Here is a 25,132-nt window from a genome sequence, read left to right on the forward strand (position 1 = left end):
AGAACGGGCGTATCTGATGAAGGCCAAGAGGCAGCCGAGTAGGCTTCCAGAGCGGGTATTCCGCTCTCTTGGCACGCGCGCAGCGCTCGCTCGAACCGCCAGCGGTGGACGCGCTCAAACAATGCCGCCGGCCATGTTGCGCTTCACCGATTCCAGCCCGTCGCGAATTACGGAAAAGCTGTCCTTGAGATAGTCGCGCTCAAGCGGCGAAAGCTCTCCGGGCGCGATGGCATTATCGGGATCCTTGCCACTGCGCAGTTGCTCTGCGTGGTGCGCGATCCTGAGTTCGTTCACGAACAGCATCGCATCTCTCAGGCTGTCGGCATCGCTTCGAGCCATGTGGCCGGTTTCGGCGAGCCATTCCAGCCGCTCGAGAGTTCCGACGGCAGGGCTTCCTTCCGCCAGCGAAAGCGCGCGGGCAATATCTATGATTGGAAGGATCGCCTGCTTCTTGGCATCGAAGACCTTCTGGCCGTCGCTCGATTTCTCGAGCACCAGATTGCGGAAAATGCCCAATGGGATGCGGGTGCGCTGGGCATCGCGGGCAAGATAGCTTAGGAAGAGCGAATTGGATTTGGCCTTCTGCCGCACGTCGTCGCGGAGCTGCCGGGCAAGTTCAATATTTCCCGACACCACGCGCATGTCGAAGAAAATCGTTGCGCGCAGGATGCGGTCTTCGTCCGGTTCGCTGATCCATTGGCCGAACCGGTCGCGCCACCCTGAAAGCGTGAGGCGCTGCGCGGCATTCTTCGCCATGATGCCGCCCTTGCAATAGACGAAGCCGCATTCGTGGAGGAGGTCGGAAAGCCATTTTCCGAAAGCTTCGAAATATCTCTCGCCAGCCGCGTCGACATCGTCGGACAGAATGAGGCCGTTGTCCTGGTCCGACCCTACCAATTGCTCGCCGCGGGCCAGCGAGCCGAAGACGAGCAGCGCGTAGGGACAGGGTGGCGGTCCTAGCTCGATTTCGGCGAGCTCGGCTGCGCGCCGGTGGACGGCTTCGCCGAGCGCGGAGGTGAAGCGCATCACGTGGCTCGCGTGAAAACCGCTCGATTCCATCCGCGCGAAGCCTTCGGGGATGCTTTGTGCCGCTGCGATCAGCGCCTCGCGGTTGCGGGCCTTCGCCACTTTCGTACCGGTATCGATCGTGCTGTCGCCGAGGAAGGCGAGGATGTCGGTGGCGCTCAGGATGGAGCGCAGATCGCCCTCGGCTGAAACGACGGGCACATGGCGAAAACCGCCAGCAGTCATGCGGGCCATTGCCTCGGACAGGCTAGCGGTCTCAGGCAGCAACACGGGGTCTGGCGTCATGACTTCGCTTACGGGCGTATCGAGATCGATCCTCGCCGCAACCACGCGGTTGCGCAGGTCCTTGTCCGTCAGGATGCCGCAGATCCGTTCGTTCTCGCACACTGCCAGCGTGCTGACATTGTGTTCGCTCATGGTCTTCGCGGCGTCGGCGATCCGGTCTTCCGGTTGGCACGAGACCGGCGGGCGATGCCTCTGAAGTCCGGCAATGCTCGTTTCTTCGAGGATATTGGAGCGCTTCTGCGAGAGGTCGCGCACGGCACTGCGCAGCCGCTCGCTCTCGTTCTCGGCGAAGAAGTCGCGCACCTCCCGCGATCCGTCGCGTAGGCGGTGGAATTCGGCCGCGGGGAGGAGGTAGGCGAGCGTATCTTCGAGGGCAACGGTCGTGTTTCGCACCTCACCGCCGCGCAAGAGCGAAGGGTAAGCGAACAAGCCGCCCAGCTCCATGCGCGCGGTCAGATCTTCGCCCGCCAGCCGCAATTCCACCGCGCCCGACCGAATGATGAACAGATGTTCGTTGTGCGAACCGGCTTCGAGAATGGTTTGCCCCGCACGAAAGTATCGCACGCTGATCTTGCGGGCGAGGGCGGCGATGCGCTCGCCATCGAGGCGATCGAGCGGAGGCACGGTCTTGAGGAAGGTCTCGATCGAAGCCAGTTCGCTATTCATGCCCCTATGCTAGCACCTGCTTGCCGCAAGTCGTCAGAGACTTTGGTAGCAAAGGCCCCGCGTAAAGCAGAGGGACCACTTTCAATCCAGGGTCCGACATTGGCGGTGCCGATTACCGGAGCAGTTCTGCAGGTCCGCTTTCAGCTATCCTTAGGAAGAGTTCGAAAGTCTGAAATGAGGGCGCATTGCTGCCCGGCAGCTTTCGGCATAAGCAGTCTGACGGCTTTTGGGCCGTCAGCGGAAGGTCCGCTTTTATCGCTGCGCTCAGGAAAGCGGTCATATTGAGCCACCTTGCTTCGAGTAATCAACGCGCCATTCCACCGCGATGTCGACCTATCGATCTAAATCGACGCCTTCCATACGTTAACTGATTGACGAAGCTCGCTGATCTACTAGCATTTCTCTCAAACAGGGGGAAATAATGGAAATTGAAGCCAGCATCGCAGAACTGCAGTCCACGCTCCGCAAGCACCGTGATAAGCTCGCCACTGAGGAGGCGGCCAAGACCACGCTTGTCCTGCCGTTTCTTCGAGCACTCGGCTACAACATCTTCGACCCTGATGAAGTTGTGCCTGAATTCACATGCGATGTTGGCACAAAGAAGGGCGAGAAGGTCGATTACGGAATCTGTGTTGGGGGCGAGATTAAGATTCTTGTCGAATGCAAGCCGGCCAATGGCGACCTGTCCATCAAGCATGCGAGCCAACTTTACCGTTATTTCGCTGCCACCGATGCGCGTCTTGCGCTCCTGACAAACGGAGTAATCTATCGGTTTTTCACAGATGCTGAGAAAACCAACATGATGGATGATCGACCGTTCTTCACTTTCGATCTCGACAACTACAAAGCCTCTGACCTCCGCACGCTTGCGACCTTTCAGCGTGCTGACTTCAATCTCGACCGGATTGTCTCACACGCGGGCGCCTTAAAGCTTCAGTCTGAAGTCCTCGCAGAGCTTCGAAAGGAGTTCGATGAGCCCTCGGACGATCTCGTGAAAATCATCGCTGGTCGGCTTCACGATGGCATCATCACGAAAGCCGTGAGGGATCGGTTCCGCTCAGCGATCACCCAAGCCTACGGCTCATTGATCAGGGACGGTGTACACCAGCGACTTGAGAAGGCGATTAGCGGCGGCGGTGATGAGCCGGACATTGAGATCGCTGAGGTAGACGATAATGGGGTAGAGACAACAGACGTCGAGATTGAGGGTTTCAACATCGTTCGAGCCATCTGTGCGGAGAAGGTCGATCCAACTCGCGTTGTGATGCGAGACGCTAAGTCCTACTGCGCGATCCTCTTGGACGATAACAACCGACGCACAATTGCAAGAATGCACTTCAATAGTCCGACCGCTCGCCATCTTGGGCTGTTCTCCGACAAAGTAGAGACGAGAGAGAGCATTGCGGGGCCCGTCGACATCTTCAAGCACAGGCGAGCGATCCTGAAGCGCATCGCTGAGCTTGAAGAGGAATGAGGGTGATTTTCCTATTTAGCGCCGTATTGGCCGCGTTTGGATGCTCGGAATCGCGGGTTCAACCTGAGGTCGAACCTCGCTCTGAAGCAATCTCTGAGGAGAGGTCTGTTACCTACACGCTCTATCGCAATTCAGATCTGTCGCGGGAACTCAGGGTGCATTGGGCATCCTTCGACGCTGATGATTTGCCCGGATACAACCTCAGTAACTGCCAAATGGCTGCGCGCCTTTTGAACGCCAACATCACGCAATCCGCGGAAGCAGATGGAAAGCGACCATATCAGTCGGTGGGATTTTGGTGTGAGGAAGGAAAGTATCGGGAGGAGGGAGACGTCCCTCTGCAATTCGACTCCGCTTTCCCAACCGATGTAAGCTGATCCAAGGCGCTCCATCAACTTTCCCTCTAGCTAATCCTCCCGCTTAATACGGCTCAGGGGCCGGTAGTGGAAGGTCCGCTCTCGAGATGTGGAGCGCATTACCGGACGTTTGGAAACTAACGCCTGAAAATTTCGTGTATTAGCTGCGTCCAGGAATGCGATAATTCGGCTTCTTCAGAGAGAGTTGATGTGCGACTGGGTCGTCTCTGCGGTATACCCCGCCTCCGAGGAACGACGATGTGCGCTGACCAAGCAGACGAGGAACCAATCACGGCTTTTGATGACATCCCTCGGGAGGGACAGGAACCTGCGAGCCACCTGATCGGGCAGTTCGACTATCTCAATTCCTCGGGCCGCCCCGAAGCCGCTGCAGTGCGGGGGCTAGTCGATGCGTGGCTCCTTGGCTATCCCGCCTTCCACCGCCCGGATTTGATCCGCCGGCTGCGTTCGCGCGACGACGTATCGCACCGGAGCGCGCTGTTCGAACTGATGCTGCATGCGCTGTTGCTGCGACAGGGCTTCACGATCGTTGAAATTGAACCGCGGCTGCCGAACGGTAAGGCACCCGACTTCCTTGTGGAGGCGCCCGACGGCCGTCGCTTCTATCTCGAAGCCACACTCGCTTCGGGAATAGACAATGTCGCAGCGGGCGCTGACCGACGGATGCGCGAAGCGCTCCAGGCGATCGACGATGTCCAGTCGCCTGATTTCTTCCTGCACTTGCACACACGCGGGACTCCAAACCAACCGATCGCTACCGCTCGCTTGCGCCGTGCGGTGCAGCGTTTCATCGACGAGTTAGATTACGACCAAGCGGTCGAGAGGGCCGAGGCTGGTCAGCCGCCCGCCCCGGTCTGGCGACACACCGAACACGGGGCACATTTCAGGATACATCCGGTGGCAAAAAACATTCGGCGGCGAGAGGGTCGCGCGATAGGTGGAAGGATGCTGCCAGGCGGAGTCATTCGCCCCGAGATTGCGATCAAGTCGGCAGTGGAGGGTAAGGCGGGGCGCTACGGCGATATCGGCCTTCCGTTGGTGATCGCGGTAAACGCTCTCGAAGAGTTCGCACGCCCAGACGACGCCATCGACGCGTTATTCGGCACGACAGGTGTGATCGTCTCGCCGGATGGTGGCGCGCGCAGAGTGAGGAACCGTGACGGCGCATGGCGCGGTCCTGGCGGGCCGGTTTACACCCGCTCGAGTGCCGTCCTGTTTGTTGCGCGCTTTTCCGCCTGGAACGTAGGGCAAATCTCGATGAGCCTTATTCTCAACCCTTGGGCGCGGAGCCCGATAGCGGGTCTTCCGCTGGGGGTTGAAGTTCGGGAGGTCCTTGAAGGCCGTTTGCAAACCCAACCCGGGCAATCGCTGCGCGAAACATTTGGCCTGCCCGAGGGCTGGCCTGAATAGAACCGAACCGGGGCGAAACGTGCGCGGTAGAACGTTTCACCCTAGATTGGCCTGCATACCGCTGCATCGCCGTTTGCAAGTGAAGATCCGGAGAGGAATTCGATGTCTGACGACTTCGACGAGTTTATCCAACTTGACCGCACGTTTCACGATCTCGCCCTTAGCGACGAGGAGGGCAAGGAGTCCGAGCTCTTCCGGCTGATGCGCCGCGACAAGCCGACACATTGGTCCGACCTGCTCGAGGAGCCCCGCGTCGTCCTTCTGTCGGAGGCAGGTTCGGGTAAGACGGAGGAGATCCGCCACGTCTGCCGCGACCTCCGTCGCCGCAGGAAATACGCCTTTTTTCTTCGCATCGAGCACTTGGGAGAAGATTTCGACGCCTCATTTGAAGAAGGAACGTTAAAGGAATTCGATGACTGGATCGCGTCCGGTGAGGACGGCTGGCTCCTGCTGGATTCCGTCGATGAGGCGAGGCTCAAGGACCCTAAGGACTTCGAGCGCGCGATTAGGAAGATTGGCCGCAAGCTCAGTGGCATCCTGCAGCGCGTCCACGTCGTCATCACCGGCAGAACCGACGCTTGGCGGCCCAAGACCGATCTCCTGATTTGTGAGAGGGCACTGCCGTGGACGCCGCCGGCGAGTGCGCCCACAGAGGATCAACAATCCGACGAGGCCGTGATTACCTCGGACACACCGAGAACCGAGCGGCAGAAGTCGCCCTTTCGCATCGTGGCGCTAGACGATATCACCGGTGTTCAGGTCGATCGCTTTGCTAGCGCCAAGGGCGTCACCGACATCAGGGCCTTCAAGAAGGCGCTCGACCGGGCCGAAGCATGGTCGTTTACCGCCCGCCCCCTCGACCTGGCCGAGACCGTGGAGTTTTGGATCGCCCACGAAAAGATCGGTTCGCGCCTCGACCTGATGCGGGCTAGCATCGACAAACGACTGGAGGAACGCGACCAAGACCGCGCCGACGCCAACCCGATCTCCAAGGAGCGCATCCGCGATGGCGCGCGCCTCGTCGCGGCGGCCGCGACGCTGGTCAAAGAGTCGGCGATCCGCGTGCCCGACGGCCAGCAAAACGACCGCGGCCTTCCGATCAAAGAGGTGCTGAGCGATTGGAACGACGCCGACTGCCGCACGCTCCTGACGAGGCCGATATTCGACGAAGGCATTTACGGGACGGTCCGCTTCCATCACCGTTCAGTGCGTGAATTCCTCACGGCAGAATGGCTCAGCACCATGCTCGTGGACGAGGGGTCGCGGGCGAAAATTGAGAACCTCTTCTTCCGACGTCAATATGGCATCGAAGTCGTGGTTCCAACGATGCGTCCGATCCTTCCTTGGCTCGCGCTTCTCGACCAGCGGATCCTCCAACGCGTCGTACGGTTAGCGCCCGAAGTGCTGTTCGAGGGCGGAGATCCCGCGCAGATCCCGGTGGATACACGCGCCCAGATTCTGCGCGAAACCTGCGAGCAGCTCGCTCAGCCGGCGCACGGCCGAAGCGCCACCGAATACTCTGCGGTGCAGCGCTTCACAAATTCCGATCTGGCGGAGGTGATTCGGGAGCTTCTCGGCAAGCATAGCGACGACGAGGACATCGTCTGGTTTCTGCTACGCATGGTCCAGCAGGGAGGCATCGCCGCACTGGCAAAGGAGGCCATGCACTTCGCCCTCACCTCGCGCGCCAAGTATACGCGGATAGCCGCCATCAGGGCAGTAACTGAGGTCGGGTCGCCCGATGCTGCCGCCGAGGTCCGCAAGTCGTTTATCATGGAAGCACCGCCGCTCCGTCGGAACTGGCTCAGCGAACTTATCGACGGGCTTGGCCAAACGAAGGATGACGTAAACTGGCTGATTGCTGCCCTTGAGCTCGCGGCGCCGAAGAAGCGGTTCCAAATCGATCCCCTCTCGGATGCACTCGCCAGTTATGTCGCCGCACTCCCGCCCGATCTCCTCTCCTCGCTACTCAACGGAATCGGCAAGCTACTGAACCGCAGGCCAGTCTCAGAGCAGCGCCACTGCGAAATCTCCAAGCGATACAGCTCACTCGGTCAGACCGCCGGCCAGATCCTGATGCGGATGATCGGACACCACGATCCAATGACGCTGCAGAAGACGGCGCTTTCAATCCTGCGAAAGCTACCGATCGCCGAAGACTACGGGCGCGGCGTGTTTGAAGAAATCCGCAACGAACTGCCTCAGCTAGTCCGCGGATGGCCCGAGCTGAACCGAGCGCTGTTCTGGCACAGCGTCGCCGAGGAGCGCGCGCGTAGGAAGCGCAAGAACGGCGAGCGGCTGACCGACTACTGGCACGTTTCGATCTTCGGCTCCTATTGGGCCTTCGACGGCTCAGACTTCGACTACATGCGCGACCAGATCGTCGCTCGCCGGCTCTTGGATAACAAGCTGGTGGCGCTAACGCTTGCCTTCGCGCTCTACCAGCAGAACGGCCGCCCCCGTGCTTGGCAAGGAGCCCTTAAGAAGGCGGCATCGATCGATCCCGCTGTTGAGGCGGAGCTCAACAGGCTGCTTAATCCACCCAAGGGTGCCAACGCCACGTTCAAGCGCCAGCAGGCCGCGTGGAAGCGGCGGTCCGAAAGGGAGGCGGCGAAGGAGACTGCGGCCAAGATAAAGGCTAAGCAAATCTTAGCGGGCCGCTTGGCAACGATCCGCGACTTCGGCAGGCCGGGCAAAATCTCCAACGACCAGCACTATCTCCACGAACAAATGCGTAGCTGCGAAAGTCAAAACAACTGGTGGACCGAGGGCAATTGGCAATCGCTCATCAAAGAGTTCGGTGAAGACATCGCGCTTGCGTTCAGGGACGGGGCCGTTGGATACTGGCGACAAAATACGCCTCAGCTCCGCTCGGAAGGCGCCGTCGCGAATACAACGCCGTTCTCGACGATCTTTGGTCTCACCGGGCTGTCGATAGAATCGCGGGAGATCGCTGAATGGCCATCCGCTCTAACCCCAGCAGAAGCGGAGATCGCAGCTCGATACGCGCTTCAAGAACTTAACGGCTTTCCCGAGTGGTTTCCTCGTCTGCACAAGGCATTTCCCTCACAGGTCCTCGACGTCCTGCTGCAGGAGATCAAATACGAACTTTCGACCGAAACGGCGGAGGGCGAGAGCCACTACGCGCTCTCCGACGTCAGCTGGCATGGCGACTGGGTTTGGGACCAGATCACACCGGCGCTGCTTCCCCAACTTCGGGCGAAGCGGGTCAACACCCGGAACCTGGGCTATTTGCTGGCGATCATCAACCGGTCATCGCTCGACGACAAGTTGATCGCCGCTATCGTTTCGCAGAAGGCGAGCGCCACCCGCAACCTCACTTTTTCTCCGATCTGGTTCGCCGCCTGGGTGGGCGTTGATCCCGCTGCTGCAATCCCTGCCCTCGCCGCCCGATTAGCTAATATGAATGACCCGGCCGACCAGACAAAGCTGGCGCTCACCTTCATCGTGGCCCTCATCGGCGGAAGGTCGCAGGAAGGCCGCGCCCGGGAGGCTTTCCGCACAGTCGAACATATGAAGTCGCTCTACCTGCTAATGGCTCGCTACATCCGGCGACAGGACGACATCGAGCGCGCGGGGCAAGGCGTGTATTCACCTGGCCTCCGCGACGACGCACAGGACGCGCGTAATGCGCTGATCGCCTTTATTCGCGAGACGCCCGGCAAACCGGCTTTCCTCGCGCTGCTCGAGATGGCGCGCGCGCACCCCGATGAGGAGACTAGACCGTGGATGGGATATCACGCGAAGTCGAAGGCGACCGCAGACGCCGACGTCGACTCGTGGACGCCGCTACAGGTGCGAGAATTTGGCAAGTCGCTAGTCAGCACACCGACTAATCATCGCGAACTCTGGTATCACGCCGTCGACAAACTGGGCGCGCTAAAGCACGACCTCGAGAACGGAGACTCCTCGATCGCGTCGATCCTCCAGGCTGTTGACCAAGAGACTGAATTCAGGAAATTCATCGGCGGGTGGTGCCGCGACCACGCCGCCGGTCGCTACGTTATTCCCCAAGAGGAGGAACTTGCCGACGCCAAGCGCCCAGATCTCCGCTTCTTCGGAGCAGGCTTCGACGCACCTGTTCCGGCCGAGTTGAAGCTAGCTGACAAGTGGACCGGTCCGCACCTATTCGAGCGTCTCGAGATACAGTTGTGCGGCGACTATCTGCGCGATCCGCGCTCTTGCCGCGGCATCTTCCTCCTCGTTTACCTCGGCACGAAGTCCTATTGGGACCTGCCCAACGGGAGGCGCGCCCACACATTTGAAATGTTGATCGATGAGCTCCAGCGACATTGGACGCTCATTTCTAACGACTATTCGGGTGTCGAGGACATCCGGGTTATCGGCATTGACCTAACCCGGCGGGGCCTAGACGCGAGGGCCGCTAAGGCCGCCTAAAGGGCAAAGAAGGCCACCAAGTCAGTGGCGAAACCGCCGAAGCCCGAATCGGGAAAGCGCAGGGCCGCTGCGGCTCCCCCTTCTTACCTCGAGATAAAGTCGAGCCCGTCTACCCAGAACGGCAGGAAGGGCGCAAAGAAGGGAATGAAAGGGAAGGGGCCCTAAGCGGCCGCTTCTAAAGTTTAGATTTGAGCGTCGAATGACCGAAATTAGGGCGCATTGCTGCCGTTAGAGTTTCGTCAACTCAGTCGCTGATTTTCATACAGCCGACAAGGGTTTCTACCGCCTGCGGTGTTTATGGGTCCAAAATATGCGTAATTGGTTCCAAATTCACTTTATATGGTTCCACTAAGATCTTTTAGTGCTGTAGCTCGGCCTCGATGTACTGGCGAACCGTTTTCAGATTCTTGATGACGCTATCAGCTATCGAACCAAGCTCAGTCCGATCGTCGGACGTTGCAGTTGCATTCGTCTGCTTCACCCATGCGGCTGCGATATCGCGGCCCGGCATCAGCGTGCCGCTCGCGTGGAAGTTGGCGAGGTTGTGCGAGACACGCAAGACAGTCTCCTTGCCGGAATCTGGCCTACTTCCATCCTTCTAAGCGCGCAGTAAGTTTCGTTCGGGCTGGCCAAGGATGGCCGCCTCGTCGTCGTTGTTCATGGCTGCTCTCCGACTTATCGGAGATCTATCAGCGGTGGGTCGTCCGAGCCCCAAAGCTGGTCTTGCAAAACGTCTTGCGCATCAGATTCTGCATTGAGCCACACAAGCGCAAGCCCGCTGCACGTGTAAACTGGGGCAGCCTTCGCGATTTCTATCTGCCTACGATATTCGGCCCAGACTCCTTTGGGCTTAACTCCAGCCCTTCTGAAAATGGCTTCTGCCGGATAGCCGGATGGTACAGTGTGCCGAAGGAGGGTGCGGTCATGCCGAGGTAGGCAGCCCGTGCCCGTAGGTCGGCATGGGGGTAGGGCAATTCCCTGAAGGTGTCGCGCCATGGCCCCTGCAGATCACCGCAGCCGATTACTCCGCTCAGGATAATTGGGGCAAAAGCCCGACAGCTTTAGGGAAAAATTCCCTTCCTCGTGGAAACATTACTGCTTCCGCCAAGTTCTGACGAAAGGATATATCTAGCCTGCAATTTTCCAGAAATTCACCTGCCCATTCAGGCCAATTTTCTCAGTTGTCCCGAATTAATCCCAGGTATTTCCTGAATTATACTAAATTATCCTAAATTATCCTGATTTGAACCACCAACAATCCACATATTATCGTAATCCTTATGTTTTCGGATCGTGATGCTCACATATTTTTATTATTGACTCGCCAGATTTTCATTCCTTATTATCAATGGCTGGTGGTAGTGGAGAGCGTGATGAACGGTCCGAAAGAAGGATTGATCTTGCCGATCACTTACCATGTGGTGGAAACGGTTCCGACATCGCCCCATGGAGAGTGCTTCCCGACCCTATTCATCGAAACCGCCGGAGAATATGGTGAGCACGCGAAGGCAAACCGGTGGGCTCACGACAACCGTCCCTTGAGGGCGCAGAAGACGATTGCTGCGGACCTAAGAGTGCTCGGCCGCCTGCATGATTATCACTTGGTCGGCTGGCTTGGCGAAGTCATTAGACCAATCGATCTCAGGCAATTTTTGCTGTCGTATCTTCACGTGAGGCTTCAAGGCACGGCCTTCATTGAACCGCTGAAACACCTTTGTTGGGCTCCCGCCCCTTTCACTACCGTCCGAAGTGAATTTAGAATTTTGGTCCGGTACTTGGCATCTCAGGAAAGCTCCGAACATAGTGACATTCTGAGTTTGTTTTCGTCGGATGAGCTAAAGGCAATTGGGAAGGTTTGCGAGACATCGAATAAGCAAAGTCTTCTCTCGCATTTGGCTGCGGGAAGTGCGCGGTGGGCCGAACTTTTCGGCGAGAAACTTCCGATGCCAAGTTTCCCTATCCGCGATACCAGCGCCCGATCCTCTACATATCTTGTCGATCGAACCATGGACCTCGAGGAAGTCCAAGAACTCGTCGATAGGGAGCCAAACCCGTTCTACAGGGCGATCTGGCTTCTGGCTGCGTTCGGAGGGCCCCGGTCCAGCGAAATTCTTCATATGTGGCAGTGTGATGTGCTGCCCCCAACAAGTGGTGAATTGATTACAGGCTATCGCTTATCGACCCATCTTGTATTGATAGCTAACCCCACGGAATCCAGATACACAGGTGATTTGAACCACTTGGGTAAAACCAGGTCTCAACATCTTAGAGCCAAGTACGGTCTGAAGCCACGCAACATGGTGTCAGGCTACCGGCATGTTGGATGGAAACATCCTATCGAGACGGATCGAAACCTGCGCGCTTCTCTGGTGTTCTGGTCTGATGAACGGCAAGCGAAGGCATTCGCAGAGGCAATCGCCGAGGTGCGCCACTTTCACTCGAACAATTGGACTAGTGAAAGACATCCATGGCTATGGGTCAATTCGAGAGTTGGTCCTGGCTTTGGATCGCCCATCGCGTCATCCCAGCTAAGAAAGGCATTTGATCGCGCTTGTAAGCGCGCCGGGCTGCGGCCGCACATTAATGGGAGGCGCCCCCACGGATTACGACATGCATATAAACTGCAGCTTGAACTGGCCGGCCTGACACGGAAGCAAATTCAAATCGCGATGAGGCATCAGTCGATCGAGAGCCAAGACGATTATGGCCGAGAGACCAGGGAACTGCGTCGAAGCCTCGAGATATGGCATAAAAGAGACGCATCGTGGAGGTAGTGCCGGCTGAAGATGGCGAACTAGAGACGTTCGAAAACGATCAATTCGCCCTCATCAACACCGGAAGCAGCGCGGCAGTCCTAAACCTCCCACCATTGGACCGGCTCGGAATTCTTTGGGAAGAATTTCTGGGCGAACTGCGGACCGAACTGCTGGCGCTGTTCACGATGACACAGGAGGAAGTCGCAGCTCAATTTGGACAACTAGGAACCAATAAGAAAAACAATTTATTACGGCAAGGAACTATCTTTGGGATTTCACCCCGAATATTCGCTCAAGACAAGGGCCTTGCTCGAGTAAAGCGCGATGCTGCGGTAAAAGCGATTATTGACGCCAAGTTGCTAAGCGCTGACGAATGCGGAGAGACTAAATTCAAGCCAAAGCAGGGTTTGGCAAAATTCCTAAGCCAACTGAGCTTACGCAATCAGAAGAAGTTCATATCGGCACTTTTGTCTTCCGACAGGCCGCTGGATGAAATTTTACAGTTCGCGCAGGGATGCGCATTTGATGCCGAAGAAGTTGATAGGCTTATGAAGTTTGCCGAAACCTCGGAAAGCTTTCTTCAGGGTCTTTCAGACGTGATGTGTGCGAACCTCGAGATACCAACACAAACGAGCAAGCGAAAACGAAACGTAAAGCGAAAGTATGCGGCGACTTGGTTTTCGGCCTACTTGGCAAAGCGTGAGGTGTGGCTACTCCCGCTGTCGCTAGTGACCAACATTCGCGAAGCCTTCCCAAATTGGACGACCCCCCTTTTGTGCGGCTTGCTGTTTCCTGCGAACAGGCGGGACTTTGCGGCCAAACTAATGAAAGATCATCTCGCTTCAGGCTCGAAGCAATCTGACCCGCTAGTAGTGTTCACAGCTCTGAAGCTATCGTGGTCGTCAAACATTTGGCAGCAAGGCTCTCTCTGTGCGGGGCCCCTCTTAGCATACAAGAAATTCGAACTGTCAGGACCTGAAACCTCGGGAAACCACTCATCCACTCACCGCTCTTGGGCGGCGAACAGACTATGGGATGCGCAGTTGGAGTATTTTGCGCTTTCACCCCTTGATCATCCAGACTCTCACGCATTCGTTATTGGGAAGCGCCTTGTCTCAAAAGGTCGCAGACTTTTTGAATGGATAAGACATCCAAACTCAAAAAATTTGAAAGATTATGAAAGAATTTACGGAACACCTCCGAGGCAGTTTCCGCGATGGTTAGTAGCATGGACGGACGCCCTTGAAGAACTTCTTCCACTATTCAATGTTGAGTCGATCAACCAAAAGATTGGTCCCCTCAACCTGTGGCTCCTCTACTTGATTGGCTGCCCAAATCCGCCCAAATCTTTCTCGGAAATTTCCAGAGAACAGCATATCGTGCCTTCTAAAGGAAACGATGGAACCGATTTCATCTCGTTCTTGACAAAGCATTACCAGGATAACCAAACGCGAACGGCCGGGATGGCGATGTCAGCGCTGCGTCAAGCTTGGGCTTTGGCTGCCGAAAAGGAAGGCTTTGCGTCGACCAAATCGAATCCAGTCGATTCGAAGGACTCCCCCATAAAATTTAGACCTGCATCGTTCCGCACTAGCAGACGCGCGCTCGATGCAGCGGTCGCTGACATTATCATCCGGGAGAACTCGCGCGATGACATGGCGTTTGCGCGTGGCCTGGGTCCGCCAAGTCGGAGGACGTGCAACAGAAAAGTTCGGTGTCCATACACTGGCGAGATCATCGAAGCATTCTTTCCCGCGGCTCCGATCCTCGTTCACGTAATCCTCCACACAGGCATGCGAGGCCTTCAAGCAATATGGCTGGATAGTGGAGAGGGGGACGAAGAAAGCATAGACGCAGTTTCGATCACGTCAGCTCCAAACGATAATCCTATCGCGATCAAGGGGCGCCGCGAAGGCTTTCTTAGAATTTGCCACGTTTTTGGAGACAAACGATCTGAAGTAATCGGTATGTGGGTAAACTCGGGAAAATCTGGGCCGCACGAGGTTCCCTGGGTTCATGAAAACATCGTCGAACCCATTCGACAAATGATAGCATTTCAGAAAACCTATTATCCCATTTTTCAACCGGTCGAGATCGATAATGCTCCAAATTTCGACTCAAGGTTCAAAAAAAAGAAGGGCTCTGCATTCCCCCTTTTTAGAGATCCGGTAAACAAGATTGGTTATCCGATATCGAAAAATCGCTTATTCAACTATTATACGAGCCTCCTCAAACATTGTCAGCCTATAGTCGATAAGGAATTGGGGTACCATTATCCTCTTTTCTCCGCCGATGGCACTTGCCTTTATGACCTTCATAGCTTGCGGGTGACTGTAATCACAACATTGTTGGATCACGGTGTCCCAGCATATGTTGTTCAATGCCTGGTCGGTCATAAATCACTGATCATGACTTGGTACTATTACGACAGCACCGACTATAAGGTCCATTCTGCGCTCCAAGCGGAATTTGAGCGACGTAAGAGACAAATCTCGGGCCTGACGTCGACAAAAGAGATTGATCAATCCTTATATTCCGACGCAGTTAGCTTTCGAGATGAGCAAGACTATGCGGGCGTTGAGCTTCTCAAATCTCACTGCGAGACCAAAACTTCCTTTGACGTATTCTCGCACGGAGTTTGCCCTAGCGGCGATTGCAACCACGGGGGTAAGCGCGTGATGCCGGGGAAATATGCGCCAGTGTGGCGGCCAAGAGCCTGCTCCTTTTGCCGTTACCGAGTTACTGGGCCCGCCTTCCTAAATGGTCTTGTCCAGCGTTCAAACACCCTTCTTTGGGAAATCAAGACTTCGGTGAGGAAGGAAAAGGACCTATATTGCTTGATTGAAGATGAAGAAGATGCTGGCCGCGAGGTCGCTCATTTGCGGTCAAGCGTCCGACAAGAGCAGGAACTTCGCGATCACCTGTTTGAGGAGTGGGCGCTTGAAGTCCGAACTATTATGGATTGCAACCGTAAACTCAAATCTTCGGCGGGATTGCAGGCAGATCTAGGAACGGAGATCTCGGAGAAAAGTCTCACAACTCATGATTCAGAACCGCGGCTACGCGAGGTTCACGACTTTGAGTTAGCACAGCGGCTTTCGAAAGATGCCGAGATTGTTCACTCGGCCTTGGAACTTCCACCGGACGTTATTCTCTTTAGAGATAAGGTATTAAATCGCATCGCGAATACCAATGATGTTGGCGCCTACTTCTTCAATCTGAAACCTGAAACTGCCAAGAAAGCTCTAGATCTTTTTGGCGAGCTACTCGTAACACATTGCGGCATTGAGGAGCTTGATGCGCTGATCGAAGGCACGATGCTGATTGAGGAAATTCCCGAACTACGGGACGCTCTCGTCGCCAACAATATTCCGTCACCTGGACAATTGCCGCCCCCAGCAAACCTGAACTGATGTCAAATACCGGTGACTCAAGAGAGGACACCTTGGCATTCCTCCATGCGCAGGTCGAGGCAACACACCATTCACAAATCCGCGAAACAATCCTCGACGCGATCTCGGAAGCGGAAAGGTACGACGATCCGAGGCCCCTCGCCACCTTGCGACGTACTGTAATGGCCTGTGAAGCGATCCTGAATGGAGACGCTGCGAAAATGTCCCGGCAGTTTAATATGTTCGAAGGGAGGTTCAGGAAAGACCGGCCTGCCTTAAACTCGAAAGCGGTCGAAGCCTATATCAAGTTGCGATATCAAAGTGACGTTTCCAAAGGAGTTACGGACTCCGAATGGACTGGCCCAAGAGCAGAAACACTGCGTCGAGGCGGTCCTGCAAGTCGTTATCTTTCTGCAATGCGGGACTCGCAGAAAAGCGGGGGGATTCGGCGCAGGTCAAACCGTCAAAGACAGCTCGAAGAGATCATTTCCAAGCTAAAGCGGGAAGAAGATCGGTACGTCCTCAGAGAAGAACTTGCTAGAGGTTCTCTAGCTATCCGCCGATTTTCAATACTGAGAAATTCCTTTGCCAAAGCCAACCCCGCGGTCGACATTGACAACCTAGAATCATACGATGTGAAGCACCGCCAAAAAAGCATCGCGTCAAACAGCGCTCATTTAATTCCAGCAATGATCTCTCTTAAAAATAGACTGCAAGACAACGATCAACTTCGGCACTTCGGTCTTGAAACTGACGGGAAGCGGCTGAAGACCACTTCCGGTCAGCACGTCATTCCGAAGGAGGAGTACGAAATCCTGATCGAGCTATTAGACAAGGCAATAGAACGCTAAATCATACCTAGTGCTGCCATATAGGTTTCCAGGATAGCTTCCTCCTCCTGATAATCTTCCTTCTTTTTCTTCCTGATTTTCAGGATCGTACGAATTGCTTTTGTATCAAAGCCGCGGGCTTTTGCTTCCGCCATCACGTCTCGGATGTCGTCCGCGATACCCTTCTTTTCCTCTTCGAGCCGCTCGGCCCGCTCGATGAGTAGGCGCAGCTCGTCGCCCGTGTTTGTACCTTGTCCGCCTATCGCATCAGCCATTTATTAATTCTCCTAAATACCCCGCGTCACACCGATAGATCACATGCGACGCGGATAACTAAATAAAAACTTTACTAAATCACGCGAATTGGGGTCGCTTAGTAGCCCACGGCCTTCGCTTCGGCGTAAACGTCGCGGATATCGTCGGCGATCCCTTTCTTTTCTTCCTCGAGGCGTTCGATGCGCTCGATCAGAAGGCGCAGGCGGTCGTCGGTGGCTTCGGCCATTTTCGTGAAAACTCCAGTGAAGGTGAGAATCGGTTGGCGGTTCGATAGCCATCCGCCAGCGCCGGGTGAAGGCGGCGACTCGTCAGTCCACGCGATTTTTCGCGATGCTCGCGTCCATACGCGCCAATTGCTCTTCGGTCGCGGGTGTCTGGCGGGTCGCCTTCCACTCGTCTTGCGGCATGCCGTGGATCAGCTCGCGCGCGGCCAGCTTGTCGCCTTCGAAGCCCGCATCCATGATCCAGTCGGCGAGGCAATTGCGGCAAAAACCGGAAAGGCCCATGAGATCGATGTTCTGCGCATCATGGCGATGCTGCAAGTGGCGCACCAGCCGGCGAAAGGCCGCTGCCGCTACGTCATCGGGGAGGTTTGCGAGGGCGTCTGAATTGGTATCCATCGAAAGCTTGTCCTTGAGTTGCCACACGTCTCTGCCATAGGCGGTGTCCATGCAAAAGCTCGATCCCAAACGCGTCGATCCCCGGGGCCGCAAGGTCAAGATCCTCGCCACCGTCGGCCCTGCCAGCCGTTCGCCCGAAATGCTCGCCCGCCTGTTCAAGGCCGGGGTCGATGCCTTCCGCGTCAACATGAGCCATGGCGAACACGCCGACCACGAAAAGACGATCCAGGCGATCCGCCAGATGGAAAAGGACTTCCATCGCCCGATCGCGATTCTGGCCGACCTTCAAGGCCCCAAGCTGCGCGTGGGCAAGTTCAAGGACGGACAGGCGGTGATCCGCCATTCGGGCCACTTCACGCTCGACCGCAAACCGGAGCCGGGCGACGAGACGCGCGTCGAGCTGCCGCACCCCGAGCTTTTCGGCCTGCTCGAAAAGGGCCAGCGCCTGCTGATCAACGACGGCAAGATTCGCCTCAAGGTCATCCGCGCCGACGAGAATGAAATCCTCTGCTCGGCAGAGGTCGGCGGGGTTATCTCCGACCGCAAGGGCGTCAACGTGCCCGATGCCGAGGTGCCGATCCCGGCGCTGACCGACAAGGACCGCAGGGACCTCGCCTTCGCCATGTCGCAGGGCGTCGACTGGATCGGCCTCAGCTTCGTCCAGCGACCCGAGGACCTTGCCGAAGCGCGCCGTCTGATGGGCGGCAAGGGTTCGCTCTGCGCCAAGATCGAAAAGCCGATGGCGGTGCGCCGCCTCGACGAGATCATCGAGATGTCGGACGGCATCATGGTCGCGCGCGGCGACCTCGGCGTCGAACTCGAACCGCAGGAAGTCCCGCCGCTGCAGAAGCGCATCGTCAACGCGGCGCGCACCGCTGGCAAGCCGGTGATCGTGGCGACGCAGATGCTCGAAAGCATGATCGAGAGCCCCGCCCCGACCCGCGCCGAAGTCTCCGACGTGGCCAATGCGGTTTACGACGGGGCCGACGCGGTGATGCTTTCGGCCGAAACCGCTGCGGGCGACTGGCCCGAGGAAGCGGTGACGATCATGCACAAGATCGCGCGGCAGGTGGAAAAGGACGACGCCTATCTCGAACGCGTGCGTTTCCTCGACACGCCGCCCGACAAGACTACGGCCGACGCGCTGGCCCATGCCTGCATGACCGTGGCCGACACCGTCGCGATCGAAGCGATCACAGTCTTCACCGGCTCCGGCTCCACCGCCCGCCGTGTCGCGCGCGAGCGGCCGAGCGTGCCGATGCTGGTGCTGACCCCCAGCATGACCACGGCGCGCCGTCTCGGCCTCCTGTGGGGCGCGCATGCGGTGGCGACCAAGGACATCGGCAGCTTCGAAGAGATGATCGCCAAGGGCAAGCGCATGGCGCTGCGTCACGGGTTCGGCAGCGCCGGTTCGAAGCTCATCGCGCTCGCAGGGGTTCCCTTCGGCACGCCTGGCTCGACCAACCTCATGCATGTCGTCACCATCAGCGGCGACGAGTTGGACAAGCACGAGGGCTGATTACTCAGGTCGGGGCAATCTCGGTCTGGAGATAAACCCCGCAGCCCTCCTCGACCGCCTGGCCGACGGTGCGGTGGAAGCGGCAAACCTGGCTGTCGAGCGAGGTGAGGCTGGCCGCAATCGGCTCGTGCACCTCGGCGAAATGCAGCGCGATGCCTTGCGACTTCAGCCGCTGGACCGAGCGGCGCAGCATGGCGACACCGCTTGCGTCGATGTCGTTCACCGCGCTCATGTCGAGCACCAGGCTGGTCACCCCTTCGTGGCGCGACAGCCGGTTGAACAGCTCTTCTTCGATATAGGCCGCGTTGGCGAAATAGATCGAACGGTCGATCCGCACCACGAGGGCAGGCAGCGTCGTCAGTTCGACATCGTCGCGCTCGATCGATCGGAAACTGGTGCCGCCATCGTCGGTCCCGACGCGCGTGACGCGTGGCACGCTGGAAAACCACAGGAAATAGGCGAGACCCAGGAGCGCGCCGACCGCAAGGCCCAGCCGCACCCCGAAGGCCAGCGTAGCGAGGAAAGCAGCAAGGATGATAACGCCTTCCATCCGGTCGTGCCGCCATACCGCGCGCATTTCCCGCAGGTCGATGAGGCCGAAGACCGCGCTGATGACGAGCGCCGCCAGCGCGGTGCGCGGAAGATAGGACAGCAGCGGGGCGAGGAAGAACAGCACGGCCACGATCGCCAGCGAGGCTATGGCCGAGGCAAGCGGCGTGCGTCCGCCGCTGTCGCGCACCAGGGCCGAGCGGCTGAGGCTCGCCCCGACCGCATAGCCGCCGGTCAGCGCCGCCGAGACGTTCGCCGCACCCAGCGCCACGGCCTCGCGGCTGGTGTCGAGCTTGCTGCGATCCTCTCCGGCCAGCGCCTTGGCGACGGCCGTGGCGGTCACGAAGATGATGACCGCAACCGCCAGCGCGCTCGGCAGGAGGCCGATCCAGTCGGACAGTGTCACGAAAGAGGTGAAGGGACTGGGCAGGCCGCCTTCGATGGACTGGACCGTAGGCACATTCGCACCGCGCAGGCTGAGCGCAATCCAGCCGGCAATCACGATCACCAGCAGAGGTAAGGATTTCGCCAACGCCAGTCGGAAGGGCGGCTTGACCCCCATCTTCCAGAGGATCGCGGCGGCGTAGCGATTGGCGAACAACAGGGCGATAAGCGCCGCTCCGCCGATCAAGGCCGTGGTTGGGCGCAGCTCGGAAAGGCCCGCCCATAGGCCGGAAAGGGCGGTCGGCAGGTCCCCGGCGCGCGCTGCGTCGATGCCCAGCAGGGTCGGCAACTGGCTCGCAGCAATCAGGAAGGCGGCCGCGGCGGTAAAGCCCAACAGCACGGGTTCGCTGATGAAATTGACCAGCCGCCCGAGGCCGAACCCTCCGAGCAGAAGCAGCAGAACGCCCGCCTCGATGGCAATGATCGCGGCGCCCACTTCGGGAGCAAGACCCGTGTTGCCGACCGCCTCACCGATGACCAGCGAGACGAGGGCCACAGGCCCTACCGACACAAACGGGCTGGTGCCGAAAAAGAGGTAGAGCAGCGGCGGTGTAAGCGCCGCAAACAGGCCCATCTGGGGCGGCAGGCCGGCAAGCTGGGCGTAAGCCATCGCCTGGGGCACGAGCAGGATCGACAGCACGAGCCCCGCAACCGCATCGCGCATCGCACTGCCCGCGCTCGTCGCTGCGAGCCAGCGTTTGGTAGGCACCAGTGCCTCGCCTGCCATCGTATCGTGTGCCCCCGCTTCTTTCCTGCGTATGGGGGCTTGAACGCGGTTAGGCGGCCGCGCGTTCCAGTCGGGCGCGCGCCTCCTCCTCGCCAATCAGGGGGAGGAGTTCCTTCATGTCGGGCCCATGGTCCATTCCGGTGAGCGCGCGGCGCAGCGGAAGGAACAGCTCTTTGCCCTTGCGGCCCGTCGTTTGCTTGAGCGCGCCTGTAAGGTTCTGCCAGGGCGTGCCGCTCCATTCCAGCTTGCCGGCGGCTTCGCGCAGATACGCCCGATCCTCGTCTGAGAAATCAAGCGCGGGGACGGGACCGGTCACCACCTGCCACCATTCGATAACCTCGCTCGCCTTTTCGAGGTTCGGGCGGATCGCGTGCCAGGCCTCGGGCGTGAAGTCTTCGGGCACGAAACCTTTCACCGCCTCGAAAGGCAGCTGGTGGACGATGTGCGCGTTGAGACGTGCCAATTCGACCTCATCGAACTTTGCCGGTGCCCGGCCGAAGGTGGACAAGTCGAAGGTGTCGATCAGGGGCGCGGGATCGGCAAAGGCCTCGACCGGCTGGCTGGTCCCCAGTCGACCCAGCAGCGAAACGATTGCCATCGGTTCGTACCCCTGCTCGCGAAAGGCATCGCAGCCGAGCGAGCCGAGCCGTTTCGACAACTTGCCTTCCTTGCCGACCAGCAGCGCCTCATGCGCAAAACGCGGCTTCTGCGCTGCGGCATATTGTGCAGCGATAAGCGCGGTAAACATCTGAATTTGTACGGCTGTGTTCGACACATGATCCTCACCGCGCAGCACGTCGGTCACGCCCATGTCGAGATCGTCAACCGCGCTCGGCAGCATATAGAGCCAGCTGCCGTCGGCGCGGCGAATGACGGGATCGGACAGCTGCGCCGCGTCGAATTTCTGCGGTCCCCGGACGCCGTCGTCCCAACGGATCGGCTCGTAATGGTCGAGCTTGAAACGCCAATGGGGTGCGATCCCTTCCGCTTCTTTCGCGCCGCGCTCTTCCTCGCTCAGCTTGAGCGAGGCGCGGTCGTAGATCGGGGGCAGGCCGCGGCCGAGCTGGATCTTGCGCTTGAGTTCCAGTTCCTGCGCAGTCTCATAGGCGGGATAGACCCGTCCCGCAGCTTTCAGCGCCTCGAACGCGGCTTTGTATTTCGCGAGCCGCTCGGACTGGCGGTACTCGGCATCTGGCGCAAAGCCGAGCCAGGCGAGATCGGCGCGGATCGCCTCGACATATTCCTCGCGGCTGCGCGCGGCGTCGGTATCGTCGATGCGCAACAGGAAGCGCCCGCCGGCCTTGCGCGCCAGAAGCCAGTTGTGCAGCGCGGTGCGGATATTGCCGACATGGAGGCGCCCGGTCGGAGACGGGGCGAAGCGAGTGATCGTGCTCATGGAGCGCGCCGATAGCAGCAGCCGCGCGCTATTGCGAGAAGAGGAGTAGGCTGCGCTCGTTTCCGTGGATCAGCACCCCGTTTTCGGGTGTGCGCTCGATGGTGTCGGCGGCTTCGAGCGCCGACCAGACCTGTTCGAGTTCGGGCGGATAGCCGATGTCGCACACCTCGAGATTGGCGTTCGACCGCGTCGGCGCCGTGAAGCGCGAGCCGGAGATGCTGTATTCGCGATATTGCAACGCACATTCGGGTTGCCACCAGATGTTGGTCTCGTCGGCGACCAGAGCAATGGCATAGGAAGCATCGAGCGGTGCGCCGTCGATCCCCGCCACACGCCACGCGCCCACAAGGCTGACCGCAGGCGCTTCGCTAGCCGCGGTCACAGTCGGCTCCGGTTGAGGAGTGCCGTCTTTGTCCGGAGCCGGTGAGCAGGCGCCAAGGAGGAGCGCCGCAAGGCCGACGAGGCGAGTCACGCCTTGCGCTTGGAAAGTTCGTTGCGCCGGGCAGCGCGGTATTCGAGATACTCTTCGCTCAGTTCCATGCCCTGTTCGTCACCCTCCCCTGTCCCGTCGGAAGCAATGAGGGTCACCTCTTCGGGTGGGACGGGGCGCGAGATGAGGAAGCCTTGGGCTTCATGCACGCCCAGTTTGCGCAGGATATCGAGCTGGCGGCGGTCCTCGATCCCTTCGGCCGTAGTGTCCATGCCCAGCGCGTCGGCAAGGCGCGTAATCGTCGAGATGATCGCCTGGCTACCGATATCGCTGGCGACATCGGTGACGAAGGTGCGGTCGATCTTGATCCGGTCGAAAGGGAAGCGCCGGAGGTAGGCGAGCGAGGAGTACCCCGTCCCGAAATCGTCCAGCGCGATGCGCACGCCCAGTTCGCGCAGCCGCAGCAGCGTGACGTGCCCGGCCTCGCCCTGGTCCATGAGGACGTGTTCGGTGATTTCCAGTTCGACCCGCTCGGGCACGATGCCAGTCGCGTGGATCGCCTGCGCGACGGTGGCGACGAGATTGGGATTCTTGACCTGCGTGGGCGAGAGATTGATCGCGATGCGGAATTCGCCAGGGATCGAGGCGGCGTCGCTCAGCGTCTGGCGGATGACCCATTCGCCCAGCGCCGTGATCATGCCGGTCTCTTCGGCAATTTGCAGGAATTCCCCGGGTGCAATGATCCCGCGGGAAGGATGGTACCAGCGAAGCAGCGCCTCGAAACCGGTCGTCTCGCCGCTGTCGAGGTCGACGATCGACTGGTAATGCATCCGCATCTGGCCGCGAGTCAGCGCTTCGCGCAAGTCGTTCTCGGTCTCGCGTCGCTCTCGCGCCTTGCGGTCCAGCGCGGGCTCGAACAAGGCGAGATTGTCGCGCCCCTTTTCCTTGGCGGCATAGAGCGCCAGATCGGCGCGGCGCATCAATTCCTCCGCATCGCAATCGCCTTCGTGGCAGCGCGCCACGCCCACGCTGGTGGACACGCGGTAGCTGTGACCGTCGATTTCGTAGGGCGCGCGGATCACGGAAAGGAACCGGTGCGCACGCTCGATCAGCAATCCGTCGCCCGCACGCGTTTCGATCAGCACCGCAAACTCGTCGCCGCCGAGGCGCGCCACGAGGTCCTCGTTGCGCACTTCCTGTTCGAGCCGCGTCCCGACTTCGCGCAGCAGACGGTCGCCGACCAGGTGCCCGCGCGTGTCGTTGATGGCCTTGAAGTCGTCGAGGTCGAGATAGAACAGCGCGATGTTGGAGCCGGTCGAACGGTTCTCCCCTGCAAGCGAGCGCAACCGCTCGTTGAAGAGGTAGCGGTTCGCGAGCCCGGTGAGATTGTCGTAATGCGCCATGAAGGCGACGCGTTCTTCGATCAGCCGGTCCGCCGTGACGTCGCGCGCGACACCGCTCAGGCGGCCATCCTCGCGCGGACGGGCGGAAAGGCGCCAATAATGGAGCTCGCCGTTGATACGCAGTTTGACGAGCAGGTCGCGAAACGGGCTGCGTTCCACGATCCGGGTCGCCAGCGCGTCGCGTTCTTCGCCCGGCAGGAAAAGGTCGAGGAACGGCGTTCCCTCCACATCGCGCGGCGACCGATGCAGCGCGCGTCCCAGCCGCTCGGACACATCGCGCATGTTTCCGCGTGGCCCCACGGTCCACAGCGAGTCGGAACTCTGCTCCTCGTAATCGTTGAGCAGCATGCGCACCGTCGCGCCGCTTTCGCGCCGCTCCATCTCGGCCTTGGCCGCCCCGACGAAATAGGATTCTTGCGTGCGCGTCGCGCTGATGAGCGCAATGGCGAAGGTGGCGATGAGGACCACAGTCGGCCAAGCGCTCCACGAACCGATGAGGATTGCGGCAAGGATGAGTGACGGGGACATGGTCAGCGTGTGGAAGATCGCTGCCGTTGGAGCGGTACGGTGAACCAGCAAGGTCCCGCTGAGGATTGCTGTACCCACGATCCCCAGCAGGGCAATATCAAGTCCCCGCGAGTAAGGCGCGAGAGCGGGGAAGACCACGACCCAAATCAGGCTGCCGATCGCCTGAAGGATGAGAAAACGGCGCCATTGTCGGCGCATTGCCTCATAGTCGGCAGTCTCAAGGTCGATTTGCCGGTCGAAGACGACAAAAACGGCCAGTTGCAGGATTTGGGAAGCAGCCCACAGGCCAAGGAGCAATTGCGGCGCGTCGTTCCAGAATGTCCAGACAAGAACGAGAATAGAAGCGAGCGCCGGCAGGAGTGATGCCGTGGCCCCGGCGCTGAAATTCTTGAGGCGCCGATAAAGGAGCAGGTAGTCGAGCGGGTCTTCGGCAGAAGCCCGCTGTTCGATCACCTGATCACCAGACCCGTTGTCGGGTTGCGACACAACAATCCCCCGTACGCAGTGGTCAAGCAGCCATTTGCCAAACTGCGGACTGCATTGGTGCAGGCTCATCCAATCCTGTCAAGTAAAGAGCGAAAGCGGCACTTTAACTTCGTCTAATG

The 25,132-nt window shown here is 58.9% G+C and carries 15 protein-coding genes and 1 pseudogene; 7 read left to right on the forward strand and 9 right to left on the reverse strand.

Translation table 11 applies throughout. The features are described 5' to 3' along the window. Nucleotides 1-114 precede the first annotated feature (114 nt). Nucleotides 115-1,977 (reverse strand): DUF294 nucleotidyltransferase-like domain-containing protein, encoded by a 1,863-nt coding sequence (locus tag K3148_RS03925; protein WP_221426017.1) that lies wholly within the window; start codon nt 1,975-1,977, stop codon nt 115-117. A 421-nt stretch (nt 1,978-2,398) separates the two neighbouring features. Here K3148_RS03925 and K3148_RS03930 point away from each other — a divergent pair, with 421 nt between their 5' ends. The 3 genes from K3148_RS03930 (at nt 2,399) to hyoA (ending at nt 9,657) form a co-directional block, all read left to right on the forward strand. After that, complete coding sequence (locus tag K3148_RS03930; protein WP_221426018.1) at nt 2,399-3,451, forward strand: type I restriction endonuclease; 1,053 nt, start codon at nt 2,399-2,401, stop codon at nt 3,449-3,451. Nucleotides 3,452-4,065: 614 nt separating this feature from the next. Continuing rightward, nucleotides 4,066-5,238 (forward strand): hypothetical protein, encoded by a 1,173-nt coding sequence (locus K3148_RS03935; protein ID WP_221426019.1) that lies wholly within the window; start codon nt 4,066-4,068, stop codon nt 5,236-5,238. Between the two features lie 102 nt (nt 5,239-5,340). Beyond that, the gene (gene hyoA, locus K3148_RS03940; RefSeq protein WP_221426020.1) at nt 5,341-9,657 is read left to right on the forward strand and encodes an NACHT domain-containing antiphage protein HyoA; all 4,317 of its coding nucleotides are present in this window, start codon (nt 5,341-5,343) and stop codon (nt 9,655-9,657) included. Between the two features lie 358 nt (nt 9,658-10,015). Here hyoA and K3148_RS03945 read toward each other — a convergent pair whose 3' ends face one another. After that, nucleotides 10,016-10,216: a hypothetical protein gene (locus tag K3148_RS03945; RefSeq protein WP_221426021.1), complete on the reverse strand. Its 201-nt coding sequence runs from the start codon at nt 10,214-10,216 to the stop codon at nt 10,016-10,018. A gap of 721 nt (nt 10,217-10,937) precedes the next feature. On the opposite strand from K3148_RS03945, the gene K3148_RS03950 reads away from it, so the two are divergent. Genes K3148_RS03950 through K3148_RS03960 form a run of 3 tightly spaced genes read left to right on the forward strand, consistent with a single transcriptional unit; the run spans nt 10,938 to nt 16,656 of the window. After that, nucleotides 10,938-12,431, forward strand: coding sequence for a tyrosine-type recombinase/integrase (locus tag K3148_RS03950; RefSeq protein WP_221426022.1), 1,494 nt, complete (start codon nt 10,938-10,940; stop codon nt 12,429-12,431). Beyond that, entirely contained in the window at nt 12,431-15,826 is a 3,396-nt protein-coding gene (locus K3148_RS03955) for a VPA1269 family protein (RefSeq protein WP_221426023.1), read from the forward strand. The genes K3148_RS03950 and K3148_RS03955 overlap by 1 nt, the downstream gene beginning before the upstream one ends. Then, the gene (locus K3148_RS03960; RefSeq protein WP_221426024.1) at nt 15,826-16,656 is read left to right on the forward strand and encodes a hypothetical protein; all 831 of its coding nucleotides are present in this window, start codon (nt 15,826-15,828) and stop codon (nt 16,654-16,656) included. Before K3148_RS03955 ends, K3148_RS03960 begins: the two co-directional genes overlap by 1 nt. On the opposite strand, the gene K3148_RS03965 is transcribed toward K3148_RS03960, so the two are convergent. The 3 genes and pseudogenes from K3148_RS03965 to K3148_RS03975 form a co-directional block, all read right to left on the reverse strand. Continuing rightward, nucleotides 16,653-16,910: a DUF2312 domain-containing protein gene (locus K3148_RS03965; RefSeq protein WP_221426025.1), complete on the reverse strand. Its 258-nt coding sequence runs from the start codon at nt 16,908-16,910 to the stop codon at nt 16,653-16,655. The genes K3148_RS03960 and K3148_RS03965 overlap by 4 nt on opposite strands. Before the next feature lie 101 nt (nt 16,911-17,011). Further along, nucleotides 17,012-17,137 (reverse strand): annotated as a pseudogene (locus K3148_RS03970) (GapR family DNA-binding domain-containing protein); the annotation flags it as partial. Between the two features lie 82 nt (nt 17,138-17,219). Continuing rightward, nucleotides 17,220-17,531: a DUF1244 domain-containing protein gene (locus tag K3148_RS03975; RefSeq protein WP_221426026.1), complete on the reverse strand. Its 312-nt coding sequence runs from the start codon at nt 17,529-17,531 to the stop codon at nt 17,220-17,222. A 49-nt stretch (nt 17,532-17,580) separates the two neighbouring features. Here K3148_RS03975 and pyk point away from each other — a divergent pair, with 49 nt between their 5' ends. Further along, a complete protein-coding gene (gene pyk, locus K3148_RS03980; protein ID WP_221426027.1) occupies nt 17,581-19,050 on the forward strand; it encodes a pyruvate kinase in 1,470 nt (489 codons plus the stop codon). 4 nt (nt 19,051-19,054) lie between these two features. Here pyk and K3148_RS03985 read toward each other — a convergent pair whose 3' ends face one another. The 4 genes from K3148_RS03985 to K3148_RS04000 are packed head-to-tail and all read right to left on the reverse strand — an operon-like array spanning nt 19,055 to nt 25,013. After that, the gene (locus K3148_RS03985; RefSeq protein WP_221426028.1) at nt 19,055-20,770 is read right to left on the reverse strand and encodes a SulP family inorganic anion transporter; all 1,716 of its coding nucleotides are present in this window, start codon (nt 20,768-20,770) and stop codon (nt 19,055-19,057) included. A gap of 49 nt (nt 20,771-20,819) precedes the next feature. Further along, entirely contained in the window at nt 20,820-22,166 is a 1,347-nt protein-coding gene (gene gltX / locus K3148_RS03990) for a glutamate--tRNA ligase (protein ID WP_221426029.1), read from the reverse strand. Nucleotides 22,167-22,194: 28 nt separating this feature from the next. Continuing rightward, nucleotides 22,195-22,638 carry a hypothetical protein gene (locus tag K3148_RS03995; protein WP_221426030.1) on the reverse strand — a complete coding sequence of 148 codons (444 nt, stop codon included), beginning with the start codon at nt 22,636-22,638 and terminating at the stop codon, nt 22,195-22,197. Beyond that, nucleotides 22,635-25,013, reverse strand: coding sequence for a putative bifunctional diguanylate cyclase/phosphodiesterase (locus tag K3148_RS04000; protein ID WP_221426031.1), 2,379 nt, complete (start codon nt 25,011-25,013; stop codon nt 22,635-22,637). Before K3148_RS04000 ends, K3148_RS03995 begins: the two co-directional genes overlap by 4 nt. Nucleotides 25,014-25,132 lie beyond the last annotated feature (119 nt).

The organism is Qipengyuania aurantiaca (genome assembly GCF_019711375.1).
GTDB lineage: Bacteria > Pseudomonadota > Alphaproteobacteria > Sphingomonadales > Sphingomonadaceae > Qipengyuania > Qipengyuania aurantiaca.

Coding starts and splice junctions, on each gene's coding strand:
- K3148_RS03925 (WP_221426017.1), bottom strand. CDS start 1,977: ATGAATAGCGAACTGGCTTCGATCGAGACCTTCCTCAAGACCGTGCCT.
- K3148_RS03930 (WP_221426018.1), top strand. CDS start 2,399: ATGGAAATTGAAGCCAGCATCGCAGAACTGCAGTCCACGCTCCGCAAG.
- K3148_RS03935 (WP_221426019.1), top strand. CDS start 4,066: ATGTGCGCTGACCAAGCAGACGAGGAACCAATCACGGCTTTTGATGAC.
- hyoA (WP_221426020.1), top strand. CDS start 5,341: ATGTCTGACGACTTCGACGAGTTTATCCAACTTGACCGCACGTTTCAC.
- K3148_RS03950 (WP_221426022.1), top strand. CDS start 10,938: ATGTTTTCGGATCGTGATGCTCACATATTTTTATTATTGACTCGCCAG.
- K3148_RS03960 (WP_221426024.1), top strand. CDS start 15,826: ATGTCAAATACCGGTGACTCAAGAGAGGACACCTTGGCATTCCTCCAT.
- K3148_RS03965 (WP_221426025.1), bottom strand. CDS start 16,910: ATGGCTGATGCGATAGGCGGACAAGGTACAAACACGGGCGACGAGCTG.
- K3148_RS03975 (WP_221426026.1), bottom strand. CDS start 17,531: ATGGATACCAATTCAGACGCCCTCGCAAACCTCCCCGATGACGTAGCG.
- pyk (WP_221426027.1), top strand. CDS start 17,581: ATGCAAAAGCTCGATCCCAAACGCGTCGATCCCCGGGGCCGCAAGGTC.
- K3148_RS03985 (WP_221426028.1), bottom strand. CDS start 20,770: ATGGCAGGCGAGGCACTGGTGCCTACCAAACGCTGGCTCGCAGCGACG.
- gltX (WP_221426029.1), bottom strand. CDS start 22,166: ATGAGCACGATCACTCGCTTCGCCCCGTCTCCGACCGGGCGCCTCCAT.